Source organism: Rhizobacter sp. J219 (assembly GCF_024700055.1).
Classification (GTDB): Bacteria; Pseudomonadota; Gammaproteobacteria; order Burkholderiales; family Burkholderiaceae_C; genus Rhizobacter.
This window is the reverse complement of record NZ_JAJOND010000001.1, coordinates 115,985-129,082: the sequence shown is the minus strand read 5'-3', so window position 1 is coordinate 129,082 and position 13,098 is coordinate 115,985. Positions and strand designations below refer to the sequence as shown.

At 65.4% G+C, this 13,098-nt stretch carries 17 protein-coding genes; 5 read left to right on the top strand and 12 right to left on the bottom strand.

The window, feature by feature from the left end; translation table 11 throughout:
* Positions 1-33 precede the first annotated feature (33 nt).
* Positions 34-927, top strand: a complete 894-nt coding sequence (locus LRS03_RS00570) for a transglutaminase family protein (RefSeq protein WP_257823374.1) — start codon at positions 34-36, stop codon at positions 925-927.
* A 12-nt stretch (positions 928-939) separates the two neighbouring features.
* On the opposite strand, the gene LRS03_RS00565 is transcribed toward LRS03_RS00570, so the two are convergent.
* Both LRS03_RS00565 and orn read right to left on the bottom strand, forming a co-directional pair.
* Positions 940-2,511 carry a DEAD/DEAH box helicase gene (locus tag LRS03_RS00565; protein ID WP_257823373.1) on the bottom strand — a complete coding sequence of 524 codons (1,572 nt, stop codon included), beginning with the start codon at positions 2,509-2,511 and terminating at the stop codon, positions 940-942.
* Between the two features lie 356 nt (positions 2,512-2,867).
* On the bottom strand, positions 2,868-3,443 hold the full coding sequence (gene orn, locus LRS03_RS00560; protein WP_257823372.1) for an oligoribonuclease: 576 nt from the start codon (positions 3,441-3,443) through the stop codon (positions 2,868-2,870).
* Positions 3,444-3,492: 49 nt separating this feature from the next.
* On the opposite strand from orn, the gene LRS03_RS00555 reads away from it, so the two are divergent.
* Genes LRS03_RS00555 through rsgA form a run of 3 tightly spaced genes read left to right on the top strand, consistent with a single transcriptional unit; the run spans position 3,493 to position 6,001 of the window.
* Positions 3,493-4,782: a M48 family metallopeptidase gene (locus LRS03_RS00555; RefSeq protein WP_257823371.1), complete on the top strand. Its 1,290-nt coding sequence runs from the start codon at positions 3,493-3,495 to the stop codon at positions 4,780-4,782.
* Positions 4,779-5,108, top strand: coding sequence for a 4a-hydroxytetrahydrobiopterin dehydratase (locus LRS03_RS00550; RefSeq protein ID WP_374684969.1), 330 nt, complete (start codon positions 4,779-4,781; stop codon positions 5,106-5,108). The genes LRS03_RS00555 and LRS03_RS00550 overlap by 4 nt, the downstream gene beginning before the upstream one ends.
* Positions 5,066-6,001 carry a ribosome small subunit-dependent GTPase A gene (gene rsgA, locus LRS03_RS00545; protein WP_257829334.1) on the top strand — a complete coding sequence of 312 codons (936 nt, stop codon included), beginning with the start codon at positions 5,066-5,068 and terminating at the stop codon, positions 5,999-6,001. The genes LRS03_RS00550 and rsgA overlap by 43 nt, the downstream gene beginning before the upstream one ends.
* Here the strand turns inward: rsgA and LRS03_RS00540 are convergent, their stop codons facing one another.
* The 6 genes from LRS03_RS00540 to rpsP form a co-directional block, all read right to left on the bottom strand.
* Positions 6,002-6,991: a CobD/CbiB family protein gene (locus LRS03_RS00540; protein ID WP_257823370.1), complete on the bottom strand. Its 990-nt coding sequence runs from the start codon at positions 6,989-6,991 to the stop codon at positions 6,002-6,004. It abuts the gene before it with no gap.
* A 36-nt stretch (positions 6,992-7,027) separates the two neighbouring features.
* Entirely contained in the window at positions 7,028-7,714 is a 687-nt protein-coding gene (locus tag LRS03_RS00535; RefSeq protein ID WP_257823369.1) for a CoA pyrophosphatase, read from the bottom strand.
* Positions 7,715-7,783: 69 nt separating this feature from the next.
* Positions 7,784-8,137, bottom strand: coding sequence for a 50S ribosomal protein L19 (gene rplS, locus LRS03_RS00530; RefSeq protein ID WP_201812965.1), 354 nt, complete (start codon positions 8,135-8,137; stop codon positions 7,784-7,786).
* Positions 8,138-8,233: 96 nt separating this feature from the next.
* Positions 8,234-8,986 (bottom strand): tRNA (guanosine(37)-N1)-methyltransferase TrmD, encoded by a 753-nt coding sequence (gene trmD, locus LRS03_RS00525; RefSeq protein WP_257823368.1) that lies wholly within the window; start codon positions 8,984-8,986, stop codon positions 8,234-8,236.
* Between the two features lie 11 nt (positions 8,987-8,997).
* The gene (gene rimM / locus LRS03_RS00520) at positions 8,998-9,597 is read right to left on the bottom strand and encodes a ribosome maturation factor RimM (protein ID WP_257823367.1); all 600 of its coding nucleotides are present in this window, start codon (positions 9,595-9,597) and stop codon (positions 8,998-9,000) included.
* Positions 9,598-9,605: 8 nt separating this feature from the next.
* Complete coding sequence (rpsP, locus tag LRS03_RS00515; protein WP_257823366.1) at positions 9,606-9,857, bottom strand: 30S ribosomal protein S16; 252 nt, start codon at positions 9,855-9,857, stop codon at positions 9,606-9,608.
* 222 nt (positions 9,858-10,079) lie between these two features.
* On the opposite strand from rpsP, the gene LRS03_RS00510 reads away from it, so the two are divergent.
* On the top strand, positions 10,080-10,526 hold the full coding sequence (locus LRS03_RS00510; RefSeq protein ID WP_257823365.1) for an NINE protein: 447 nt from the start codon (positions 10,080-10,082) through the stop codon (positions 10,524-10,526).
* A gap of 15 nt (positions 10,527-10,541) precedes the next feature.
* Here the strand turns inward: LRS03_RS00510 and LRS03_RS00505 are convergent, their stop codons facing one another.
* From LRS03_RS00505 to LRS03_RS00490, 4 genes are all read right to left on the bottom strand, one after another.
* On the bottom strand, positions 10,542-11,555 hold the full coding sequence (locus LRS03_RS00505; RefSeq protein WP_257823364.1) for an inorganic phosphate transporter: 1,014 nt from the start codon (positions 11,553-11,555) through the stop codon (positions 10,542-10,544).
* A gap of 18 nt (positions 11,556-11,573) precedes the next feature.
* Positions 11,574-12,221 carry a DUF47 domain-containing protein gene (locus tag LRS03_RS00500; RefSeq protein ID WP_257823363.1) on the bottom strand — a complete coding sequence of 216 codons (648 nt, stop codon included), beginning with the start codon at positions 12,219-12,221 and terminating at the stop codon, positions 11,574-11,576.
* A gap of 90 nt (positions 12,222-12,311) precedes the next feature.
* Positions 12,312-12,677: a hypothetical protein gene (locus LRS03_RS00495; RefSeq protein ID WP_257823362.1), complete on the bottom strand. Its 366-nt coding sequence runs from the start codon at positions 12,675-12,677 to the stop codon at positions 12,312-12,314.
* A 43-nt stretch (positions 12,678-12,720) separates the two neighbouring features.
* Positions 12,721-13,098: a type II secretion system protein gene (locus tag LRS03_RS00490; RefSeq protein ID WP_257823361.1), complete on the bottom strand. Its 378-nt coding sequence runs from the start codon at positions 13,096-13,098 to the stop codon at positions 12,721-12,723.

Here is a 13,098-nt window from a genome sequence, read left to right as displayed (position 1 = left end):
CCCACACTGCGGCCTCGTTTTCGAGGAGGGCTCATGCCCGTCAAGTACGACATCGTCCACACGACGACCTACAGCTATTCCAAGCCGGTGACCTTCGGCGAGCACAGGGTGATGTTCCGGCCGCTCGAAAGCCACGACCTGCGCGTGCTGGCGACCGACCTCGTCGTCAGCCCCGACGCCAACATCCGGCTGATCCAGGACCAGTTCTCCAACTCGGTGGCACTGGTGCGGCCGCAGAGCGATGCGGCCGAGTTGAAGATCGTGTGCTCGTTCACCATCGAGCATGCGCACAGCAACAACCTCGAGCTGCCGCTGTCGCCTTCGGCCGAGTTCTTCCCGTTTGCCTATTCGGTGGACGAGCGATTCGACCTCGAGCATTTCCTGAGGCCGCACTACGACGACCCCGACGGGAAGCTCACCGCCTGGGCGCGCCAGTTCATGAACCCCGATGGCCCGACCGGCACGCGTGACCTGCTGGTCAAGATGAACCAGCACATCCGCGACAACCTGACCTACACCGCACGCAACGAGGAAGGCACGCAGACACCGCTGGAAACGCTCGAGAAAAACAGCGGCAGCTGCCGCGACTTCGCCCTGCTGATGATGGAGGCGGCCCGGCGCCTGGGGGTGGCGACACGGTTCGTGTCGGGCTACCTGTACGACCCGGCGCTCGACGAGGCCAACGCAGAAGCCGAGCCGAATGTGGTCGGCGCGGGGTCGACCCATGCCTGGCTTCAGGCCTACCTGCCCGGCGCGGGCTGGGTGCCGTTCGACCCGACCAACAACCTGCTCGGGGGTTACCAGCTGCTGCGGGTCGGCGTGGCGCGCGACCCGAAACAGGCCTCGCCTGTCTCGGGCAGCTGGATCGGCGAACCGGCGTCCTACCTCGGGATGAAGGTGGACGTGAGCGTCAAGCGCGTGGCCTGACGCGGGTCTCGCTCAGCGGCTGAAGCCGCCCTGGCGCGGTCGCTGCGGCTTGTTGAAGCCGCCCTTGGCCGGGGCAACACCCTTGCGCGGGGCTGGCGCGAAGCCTTGCGTCTTGCGCTCGATCGGCGCGCGGTCGAAGGCGCCGCGACCGGCATGGGCCTGCTGGCCGTGGGGCACGAAGCCGCCGTTGTCACGGCGTGCGTCCTGGTGGCCGCGGTCGTTGCGCTCGAAAGGCGTCCACTCGCGCGGCGCAAAACCGTCACCACGCTGCTGGTGCGCAGGCTTGCCGAAAGGCTTGCTGCCGAACGGCTTGCCACCGAACCCGCCCTTGCCATGGCCTTGGCCGTGACCATGACCGTGGTGCGACGGCTTGCCGCCGAAGCGGCCTTCCGGGCGTTGCGGGAAAAGGCGCGGCTCCGGCTGCTTGGGCTCCAGGCCGGTGATGGTCGCCACCGGGATGTTCTGGGTCGTGAAGTGCTGGATGCGGCGGATCATGCCGCTGTCCATGCGCTCGGCGAGCGTCACCGCCAGGCCATTGCGCCCGGCGCGACCAGTTCGGCCGATGCGGTGCACGTAGTCTTCGGCCTTCATCGGCAGGCCGTAGTTAATGACGTGGCTGATGGTCGGCACGTCGATGCCACGGGCGGCCACGTCAGTGGCCACCAGCACGCGCAGCTGGCGGTTGCGCAGGCCTTGCAGCACGCGGGTGCGGCGGCCTTGCGGCATGCCACCGTGCAGCGCGGCGACCGAGTGACCCATGTCGGCCAGGCGATCGGCCAGCCAGTCGGCGTCACGCTGGGTGCTGGTGAACACCACAGCCTGTTCCATTTCCTTCTCGGTCAGGATGTGGTCGAGCAGCGCATCCTTGTGCGACTTGTTGTCGGCCCAGTGCAGGCGCTGTTCGATGTTTTCGTGGGTGTCGGTATGCGAGGCGATCTCGATGCGCTGCGGGTCGCGCAGCAGATCTTGCGCCAGCCGTCCGACGTGGCCGACGAAGGTGGCGCTGTACATCACCGTCTGGCGGCCTTCCGGCAGGTGGTCGACCACGGTGCGGATGTCGTCGATGAAGCCCATGTCGAGCATGCGATCGGCCTCGTCGAGCACCAGCATCTCGACGTTTTCGAGGATGGCCTTGCCGCTCGTCAAGTGGTCGAGCAGGCGGCCGGGGGTGGCGATCATGATGTCCAGCGGGCCGCGCAGGGCCTTGAGCTGGGCGCCATACGGCACACCACCGACGACCGTGGTGCAGCGCAGGCCCTGCACATGGCGGCCGTAGGTCACCGCGGCCTTGTCGACCTGCATCGCCAGTTCACGCGTGGGAGCGAGCACCAGGATGCGCGGACCGTAGACCACGCCCTTTTCGCGGCGCTTGGCGTTGTCGCCGCGGGCCGCAAGGATGCGCTGCAGCGCGGGCAGGATGAAGGAAGCGGTCTTGCCGCTGCCGGTGCTGGAGGCGACCATCAGGTCGCAGCCTTCCAGGGCGGGCGGAATCGCGCTGGCCTGCACTTCGGTCGGCTCGGTGTAGCCGGCGTCGGTGAGGGCACGGGTGATGGCCGGATTCAGGCCCAGGGTGTCAAAGCTCATCGTCTTCTTTCTCGAAACAAAGCACTGCCTGCGCGACGAGCGCAGAGCAGCACCACGCGCAGCCACAGTGGGCTCGCAGGTGAAGTCGCTGGGGAGAAGGTCCGAACCAAACCCGGCACGAAGGCCGGCGGTGGGGATCAGGAACAGTCAAAGCGACGGCATCGCCGCCAACCATTCCCTGGCACTACGCCGTGGGGTTCGAACAGGCCGCACAGCACTGGGCTGTGGGAAGACTCGATGAGGTCAGAGGGGATGAACGAAACGCCAGAGCACCAAATCAAACTTCCAGGCTCAGGCGAAGCGCGGATTCTAGCAGCGGCCTCGGGTTTCCACGAAGCCTTTTGTATCGCCAGGGACTATTTCACCAAGAAGTGCTCGCGGTAGTACACGAGTTCGTCGATCGACTCGTGGATGTCGGCGAGCGCGGTGTGCGCCTGCGCCTTCTTGAAGCCGGTGAGGATCTCGGGCTTCCAGCGCTTGGCCAGTTCCTTGAGCGTGCTGACGTCGAGGTTGCGGTAGTGGAAGAAGTCTTCCAGCGCCGGCATGTAGTTGGCGAGGAAACGCCGGTCCTGGCAGATGCTGTTGCCGCACATCGGCGACTTGCCCTTGGGCACGTAGCGCTTGAGGAACTCGATCATCTGCGCCTCGGCGCTCTTCTCGTCGATGGATGAGGCCTTCACGCGGTCGATCAGCCCGCTCTTGCCGTGCGTTCCCTTGTTCCAGGCATCCATCGCGTCGAGCGTCGCGTCGCTCTGGTGCACCGCGAACACCGGGCCTTCGACCCGTTGGGTCAGGTTGGCGTCGGTCACCACCACCGCGATCTCGATGATGCGGTCGGTGTTGGGGAACAGGCCGGTCATCTCGAGGTCGATCCAAATCAGGTTCTGGTCGCTGCTGGGCAGGTTGGGGTTGGTGGTGGTCTCGTCGGTCATGCGGATCTCCTTCTTGCGGGCATTCTCGCAGCCTACACTTCCGATCCATATGCAAAGCACCGCCCTGACCCTGCTCTTCGCCGCCGCGCTGGTCGCCTCGCTGCTGGTGAAGTTCTGGCTGACCACCCGCCAGATGCGCCACGTAGCGGCCCACCGCGATGCGGTGCCTGCCGCCTTCGCGCAGACCATCACGCTCGCCGCGCACCAGAAGGCCGCCGACTACACGCTGGCCAAGGGGCGCTTCGGCCTGCTGAGCACCGCCTTTGGCGCTGCGGTGCTCCTGGGTTGGACGCTGCTCGGCGGCCTGGATGCCCTCAACGTGGCCGTGCGCGATGCCATCGAGCCCCGCTTCGGCGGCATGGCCTACCAGCTCGCACTGCTCGCCGCGTTCGCCTTCATCGGCGGACTGCTCGACCTGCCGTTCGAGCTGTACAGCACCTTCCGCCTCGAGCAACGGTTCGGCTTCAACCGCATGACCTGGAAGCTCTACATGGCCGACATGGTCAAGGGCGTGATCGTCGGTGTGCTGATCGGCTTGCCGATCGCCGCGCTGATCCTCTGGCTGATGGGAGCGGCCGGCACGCTTTGGTGGTTGTGGGCCTGGGGCGCGTGGATGGGTTTCAACCTGCTGATCCTCGTGCTCTACCCGACCGTCATCGCGCCGCTTTTCAACAAGTTTCAGCCGCTGGCCGACGAGTCGCTCAAGGCACGCGTGCAGACGCTGATGCAGCGCTGCGGCTTCCAGGCCAAGGGCCTCTTCGTGATGGACGGCAGCAAACGATCGGCCCACGCCAACGCCTATTTCACCGGTCTCGGTGCCGCCAAGCGCGTGGTCTTCTTCGACACGCTGCTCAACAAGCTGACGCCAGGGGAAGTGGAGGCGGTGCTGGCCCACGAACTCGGCCACTTCAAGCACAAGCACGTGACCAAGCGCATGCTGTCGATGTTTGCGATGAGCCTGGCGGGTTTTGCGCTGCTGGGATGGCTGTCGAGCGAGGCCTGGTTCTACACCGCGCTCGGCGTGCAACCCTCGCTGGGCGCGCCGAACGATGCATTGGCCCTGCTGCTCTTCCTGCTGGTGGTGCCGGTGTTCGCGTTCTTCGTGTCACCACTTATCGCGCAGCTGTCTCGCAAGCACGAGTTCCAGGCCGATGCCTACGCTTGCGCGCAGGCGAGCGGCGACGACCTCGCCGCCGCGCTGCTCAAGCTGCACGAAGACAATGCCTCGACGCTGACCCCCGATCCGGTGTACGTTCGCTTCTATTACTCCCACCCGGCCGCGCTGGAGCGGCTGACCGCCATCCAGTCGCAAGCCAGCCTTCAAGCGAGTCGCGCATGACCCACCTGCAAAATCGCAAGTGCCAGCCGCTCAGCGGCGCTCCGATGAATGAGCGCGAGATTCACGATCACCTGGCTCAAGTGAGTGGGTGGCATCTGAACGGCGGTGCGATCGAGAAGACCTTCAGCTTCAAGAACTACCACGAGACCATCGCCTTCGTGAACGCGCTGGCCTGGATCTCCCACACCGAGGATCACCATCCTGACCTGGAGGTGAGCTACAACCGCTGCGTCGTCCGCTACAACACCCACTCGGTCGGGGGCATCTCGGTCAACGACTTCATCTGCGCGGCCAAGGCCGACGCGCTGGTGGCCTTTGTCGGCTGAAGCTCGACCTCGGCCTGGTGGTGGCCGGCTACGGTCGCCACTACGTGGTCGAGACCCCCGAAGGCCGGCGCGTCATCTGCCATCCGCGTGGCAAGAAAAGCGATTGCGTGGTGGGCGACCGTGTGCGCTGGCAGCCCACCGGCGATGAAGGCGTGATCGAGCACGTAGAGCCTCGCCGCAACCTGCTCTTCCGGCAGGACGAGTGGAAGACCAAGTCCTTCGCAGCCAACCTCGACCAGATCCTGGTGATGGTCGCCGCCGAGCCGGTGTTCAGCGAATCGCAGCTCGCCCGCGCGCTGATGGCGGCCGAGAGCGCAGGCATTGCAGCACGCATCCTGCTCAACAAGGCCGACCTGCCGCAGATCGCGTCAGCGCGCGAACGTTTGAAGCCCTATTCCGCCATGGGCTACGACGTGCGCGAGGTGGCGCTGAAAGCGCACCCCGACGAATCGCGCTCGGCGCTGCACTCGCTTCTGCAAGGCCAGGCGACGCTGGTGCTCGGGCCCAGCGGCACGGGCAAGAGCACGCTGATCAACCTGCTCGCACCCGACGCACGCGCCCAGGTGGGCGAGATCTCGCAAGCACTCAACTCGGGCAAGCACACCACCACCTCGACCCAGTGGTACTGGCTGGACGAAGGTCGCAGCACCGGTCTCATCGACTCACCCGGCTTCCAGGAGTTCGGCCTGCGCCAGATCAGCGCGCAAGACCTGCCCCGCCTGATGCCCGACCTGGCGGGCCCGTCGCAGCAGTGCAAGTTCTACAACTGCACGCACCTGCACGAGCCGGGTTGCGGGGTTCGGGCGGCACGCGCGGCGGGTGAAGTCAGCGAATCGCGCTACCGCATCTATTCGGAGCTGTTCGCCGAACTGTCGGCGCACCCCCGCTACTGATCAACCGATCAGGTTGGCCAGCGACAGCAACGCCAGCAGCAGCATCCACAGCACGACTGAGCGCCACACCAGACCGACGATGCTGCGCAGGTGGTCGAGCTGGGGCAACGCCCCGGGCGTGGAGCCTTCGGCGCCGGCGGTGTCTTCGCCCGCACCGCTGTCGAAGGTCTTGGAGCGGTCGGGGGTGACGCCCGGGGCGGCCGCTCCGCCAAGCTGGACACCGACCGCGCCCGCCGCCGCCGCGAGGATGATCCCCTCGTTGGCGTGTTTCCACAGGTGCGCATCACGGCGCCAGCACGCTGCGGCCTCCTCGAAGTTGCCGACCACGGCGAAGCCGAAGGCGGTGAGGCGCGCCGGGAGGTGGTCGACCAGACTGAACACCCGTTGGGAAAGCCCCAGCAAGCGCTCATTGCTGGGCACGCCCACCACCCGGCTCTTGAAGCCCCAGTAGCGGCTCGCGAACTCGGCCATGCGATACAGCACCGCCCCCGCAGGCCCGAACCCGAGCGTCGACAGCACCACGAACCAGAAGAAGACACCGAACACGTGCCGGTGCGCGGCCAACAGCGAATGCTCGATGACGTGGCGCAGCAGTTCCGTGCGCGGCAACTCGCTCGCATCCAGATGGCGCCATTCCGCGAGCAGGCTGCGTGCGGTGGCTTCGTCACCGCGCTGCAGCGCGTCACGGATGTCGGTGAAATAGTGGCTGAACTGGCGGAAGCCCATCGTCACGTAGAGCACGGCCACGTTCCACAGCAGGGCAGCGACGAAGCCGAATTCCGCGGCCACCAAATAGAGCCCCCAAGCCAACAACGCCGGCACCAGTGCCGTGACGCACCACACGACCCAGGCGTGGTGAGGCTGGCCGGCATCGAAATTGCGGCCAGTCCAGTGCATCCAGCCCCGCAAGGAATCGTGGACGAAGTTGACGCGCGGCAGTGGCTTGAGCTGCTCGATAAGGAGCGCGAACAAAACGGCGAAGAAACTCATGTGCCGCGGATGATAGCGGCGCGCCCCGACGCGCCGCTACGCGGCAAGGAAGCGGTAGAGGTTGCGCAACATCGCGGCCGTGGCACCCCAGACGAAATACTGCCGAGTCTGGCCCGCAGCATCGACACCGGTCCACGGCATCGAGAGGAATTCGCGCCGGACGCCGCCGGTTTCGACCGAGTGCCAGCGGTGGTTTGCCGGGTTCATCAGAAACGACAGCGGCACCTCGAACACCTCAGCCACCTCGAACGGGTCGGGGTTCAGGCCATAGCCCGACTGCAACACGCCCACGACCGGGGTCACGATGAATCCGGTGCCGGTGGTGTAGGTGGGCAATTGACCGATGACGTCAACGAACGTTGGTGCCAGCCCGATCTCTTCCTGCGCCTCACGCAGAGCGGTGGCCACGGCATCGGTGTCTTCCGGCTCGGCCCGCCCACCCGGGAAACTAACCTGTCCCGGGTGATCGTGCAGGTGGTCGGTGCGCTGGGTGAATAGCACGGCCAGGCCTTCGTCGCGCTGCGTCAGCGGGACCAGCACAGACGCACGGGTGGGCCGGCGTTCGATGAATTGCCGCTCGACCGCGATCTCGGGCGACCAGACCGGCGGCGTCACGAAGCGGCGGCGCAGCGCTTCGGCATGCAGTTGCTCCAACGAGACGGCGGGCAGGTGGTCGTCGATCGAGTCGACGGGCAAGGCGAGCGGATCGAAACTCAAGGCCATGGCGAATTGGAAACGAAAAAGCCGCCTCGTGAGGCGGCTTTGCGAGAGGGCTGATCCGTCAGACGGCAATCAGGCCAGCTTCTCCTTGATGCGAGCCGACTTGCCGGAACGGTCGCGCAGGAAGTACAGCTTGGCACGGCGCACATCGCCGCGGCGCTTGACTTCGATGTTCGAGATCAGCGGGCTGTACAGCTGGAACGTACGCTCCACGCCTTCGCCGCTGGAGATCTTGCGCACGATGAAGCTGGAGTTGAGGCCGCGATTGCGCTTGGCGATGACCACGCCTTCGTAGGCCTGGACCCGCTTGCGGGTGCCTTCAACGACGTTGACGCTGACGATCACGGTATCGCCAGGGGCGAACGCGGGGATCTTCTTGCCGAGGCGAGCAATTTCTTCTTGCTCGAGAGTTTGGATGAGGTCCACAGTTGACTCCTAGTGATCGTGCCGGCGCGGGTCTTGATTGATCTGGGTGGTCGGGTGACGCACCTCTTCCGGGGCAGAGGATCGAAAAGCCTGCGATTATAGCCCAAGCGAGAGCAGGTACTTCTCATCGGCGGCCGACAGCGCCCCGCGGGCGCGGGCGGCCTCGATCAGGTCGGGGCGGCGGCGCGCCGTCAATGCCAGCGACTGCTCACGGCGCCAGCGTGCGATGGCGGCATGGTGCCCCGAGAGCAGCACCGCAGGAACTGAAGCGGGGCCGTCTGGTGTCTCCAGCACTTCGGGGCGACTGTAGTGCGGGCAGTCGAGCAGGCCGTCGGAAAAGCTGTCCTGCTGATGGGACTGGGCATCGTTCAAGACCCCCTCCTGCAGGCGGGCCACGGCGTCCAGCAGGCTCAGGGCCGGGAGTTCACCGCCCGAGAGCACGAAGTCGCCCAGGCTCAATTCGACGTCCACGTGGCGGTCGATGAAGCGCTGGTCGATCCCCTCGTAGCGCCCGCAGAGCAGCACGGCACCCTCGCCTCGCGCGAATTCCTGCACGACAGCCTGGTCCAGACGGCAGCCCGTGGGTGTGAAATGCACCACACGCGCGTGGTCGCCGCGCGACGCGCGGATCGCCTCCAGCGCCCGCTGCAGCGGCTCCACCAGCATCACCATACCGGGGCCACCACCGTAGGGCCGGTCGTCGACACGCCGGTAATTGTTGTCAGCGAAGTCGCGCAGAGGCCAGAGCCGGACATCGACCTGGCCCGACTCGAATGCACGCCGCGTCACACCTTGCGTCAGGTGGGGCGTGAAAAGCTCGGGAAAGATCGTGACGACGTCGAAGCGCATGGGCGCGAACCTCAGTAGTCGAGACCCCAGTCGACGGTGATCAGCTTGTCGGCCGTCTTCACGTCGTCCACATAGGCCGAGACAAACGGCACAAGGCGCTCCTCGGCCTTGGGGTCGGCCGGCTGGATGCGCAAGACGCTGTGCGGGCCGGTGTCGATCAGACCGATGACGGTGCCCAGCGCTTCGCCCTGCCGGTTGACCACTGCCATGCCGATCAGGTCGACCCAGTAGTACTCGTCGGCATCTGCCGTCGGAAAGCTCGAACGCGCGATGAAGATGCGCCCGCCGCGCAAGGCTTCGGCCCCGCTGCGGTCGTCGACGTCCTGCACCTGGGCCACCACCACGTCGCCGTGGTCCTTGGCCTGGACGATCTTGAGCAAGGAGGGGAAAGCGCCACCCGGCTTGGCAGCTGCGGGCCGTTTGACGGCCGTGTCCTCGGGCGGCTGGAGGAACCAGCGCTTGGACGAGAACAATGCCTGAGGGTCAGATGCAAAAGGCTGGACCTTGATCCAGCCTTTCACACCCCACGCATCGACGATGCGACCCACCTCCACCGCGTCTTCAGGCCAGGCGTCGGCTGGGGTGCCGGCCGCCGGGGCGGTGGAAGCCACGGCCGTCGTCAGGCCGTCTTGGCCTTGGCGTCGGCCACCAGGCGCGCCACGGTCGGCGACAGCTGGGCGCCGTTGCCGGTCCAGTAGTCGACGCGATCGAAGGCCACGCGCAGCGGCTGCTCGGCGCCTGAAGCCACAGGGTTGTAGAAGCCGACGCGTTCGATGAAGCGGCCGTCACGACGGTTGCGCGAATCAGCGACGACGATGTTGTAGAACGGGCGCTTCTTGGCGCCGCCACGTGCGAGTCGAATCACGACCATGTTGTTTCCTCGATTCCTGACTACATCCACCGCACCACAGGAGACACTCAGGGCCAGGCAGATCGACAAGCAGAAGTGAGACTTCTGCCAAAAGGTTCGATGTCGTAGATACGCAGGCCCTGAGGTGATCTCCGGGCCCACCGCCATCGAAACCGCGCATTATAAACTCACTGGTTGCCTCGGCGCGCACGCGCGGCACCCGAAACGCGCAAGCGCTCACGCATGAACGCCTACAAATCCAAGACTCTGGCCGCCTGGCTGGCACTGATCGGTGGTGGCCTCGGCCTGCACCGCTTCTACCTCCACGGCTCGCGCGACACCTGGGGATGGCTTTGGCCGGTGCCCAGCCTTGTTGGCCTCTACGGTGTGCTGCGCGCCTACACGCTGGGGCAGGATGACCAGCTCTCCTGGGCGCTCGTGCCGCTGCTGGGCCTGGCGCTGGCCAGCGCCATGCTCGCCGGCATCGTCTACGGGCTGACGCCCGATGAGCAGTGGAACGCCCGCTACAACGCCAATGCCAGCCGGCAGCACGAGGCCGGTTGGGGCGTGGTGGTCGCGTTGGTGCTGTGCCTGGGGATCGGTGCGACCGTCCTGATGGCCACCATCGCCTACGGTGGCCAGCGCTACTTCGAGTATCAGGTCGAGGAAGGCCGCAAGATCAGCCAGTGACCGCGCGCATGCGCCTCACGGGAACAGCGTCAGGCTGATCCAGTAAAAGATGGCGGCCACGAAGGCCGAGGCCGGGATGGTGAAGACCCAGGCCCAGACGATGTTGCCGGCCACCCCCCAGCGCACCGAGGACGCACTGCGAACCGAGCCCACGCCGACGATGGCGCCGGTGATGGTGTGGGTAGTGGACACCGGCACGCCCAACCCGGTGGCCAGGAAGAGTGTCAATGCCCCGCCTGTTTCAGCGCAGAAGCCGCCGACCGGCTTGAGCTTGGTGATCTTCTGGCCCATCGTTTTCACGATGCGCCAGCCGCCGAACATCGTCCCGAAGCCGATCGCGAGGTAGCACGCCCAGATGACCCAGGTTGGTGGCAGCTTGTCGCCAACGGCCGAGTAGCCGGTGGCGATGAGGAGCATCCAGATGATGCCGATTGTCTTCTGCGCGTCATTGCCACCGTGGCCCAGGCTGTAGAGGCCTGCCGACACGAGCTGCAGCCGCCGGAACCAGTTGTCGACGCGCAGAGGCGACGTGCGCCGGCAGACCCACGCCACCACCACCATCAAGAGTGAGCCCAGGATGAAACCCAAGGCCGGCGACACGAAGATAAAGGCCACGACCTTCAGCACCCCCGTCCCGATGAGCGCACCCACGCCAGCCTTGCCGATCACCGCGCCGCAGATCCCGCCAATCAGCGCGTGCGACGAACTCGACGGGATGCCGTACCACCAGGTGATCACGTTCCAGGTGATGGCACCGATCAGCGCCCCAAAGACCACATGGTGGTCGACCACCCCCGCATCGACGATGCCCTTGCCCACCGTGGCCGCCACGTTGAGGTGGAAGACCATGATCGCGAGCACGTTGAAGAAGGCGGCGAACAGCACCGCCTGCTGCGGCTTCAGCACACCGGTGGACACCACCGTCGCGATCGAGTTTGCCGCGTCGTGGAAACCGTTCATGAAGTCGAACAAGAGGGCGAGCACGACAAGCATCGCCACCACCCAGAACGCCACCTGGATCGTTTGCATCCGAAGCTCCGGGCCGGATCAGGAATTTTCGAGGACGACGCCCTCGATCAGATTGGCCACGTCTTCGCAGCGGTCGGAGATGGATTCGAGCTGCTCGTAGATCGCCTTCAGCTTGATCAGCTCGCGCACGTCGGTTTCTTCGCGGAAGAGCTTCGACATTGCCGAGCGCATGACCCGGTCGGCGTCCGACTCGAGCTTGTCGATCTCTTCGCAGGTCTTGATCGCGGCCTCGGCCGCATCGGGCTGGCTCAGCCGGGGCAGCAGAGACACCGCGTGCTGCACACGCTCGCAGCACTTGGCGCTCAGGTCGCCCAGGCGCAGCACCTCTTCCGTCATCGCCTTCACGTCGTAGAGCTGCATCGTCTCCGTCGCGTCCTGCAGCAGGTCGACGATGTCATCCATCGCGTTGATCAGGCTGTGGATCTGCTCGCGGTCGATCGGCGTGATGAAGGTCTTGTGCAGCAGGCGGTTGACTTCGGCCGTCACCTTGTCCGCCGAACGCTCGGCCGACACCACCAGGTTGGCGTATTTCTCGCGCTGGTCGAGGTCGCTGTAGTTCTCGATCATCGAGATGAAGGCGCGGGCGCCTTCCACGATGTAGTTCGCATGCTGATTGAAAAGCTCAAAGAAATTGCCTTCGCGTGGCAGCAGCTTGCCAAACAACATGGTGGTTCTCCGGAGGGGAATGGTCCGCTGAGCGCGGATCTGTCACGAAACTGTCACAACAACGAGGCGCAGAGTGTAGCGCCCGCGCCATCAGGGCCTATGCGTGAACTCTCGCACCGACTCACCTTCCGGGACGGAGACACGAGCTCGAACACCCACAATCCCACCCCCGGCGCCAACGATAGGCTCCCAATCCGGCTTGCCGGTAAACGGGTTGCGATAGATCTGCCGCAGGTGCCGCCGCATGAACAGAAATCGACGATCCTCCAACAGCTCAGTCAACGTGGCGGGATAGACCTTCACGGAGCCCGGCGACGAGTGGTAGTAACTGCCCAATGCTTGGACGTACTGCTCGCCGATCCAGTCCAATTCGGCTGTCTGCTGCCGACGTGCTTGGGTTACCCAAACCTCGGACGCTGCCAAGAGCCCAACGCTCATCAGCGCAATCGCGAGCAAGAGTCCCAGGTAGGTGAATCCGCCCGGCCCGCGTTGTCGCCGCTCACCAACTCGCATACGCCGTTCCGTCCACGCCCACCCCACCAGCGGCGCTGCGAACGTCGTACACACCAGGCGTCTGGCCATCTGGGTGGGGTTGCAGCGTCCAGCTGTCGCTGCGCTCGGTCATTGGGTCTACTGGTACCGCTCGCAGATAACGGGCCTCGGCGAGTCGGCCTAGGCTCTCCGGAAGCTTTCCCGTGTCCGCCCGGTGCTTGTCGATGGCTTCTCTAATGAGGCGCAGATTGACTTTAAGCGTGGCCTCCTTAGCCCGATCAACCGACCCGAAGTAGCGTGGCGCGGCAATGGCAACCAATGCAGCCATGATGGACATCACAACCAGCAGTTCGATCAACGTAAACCCACTTCTCGCCTTGCGCAT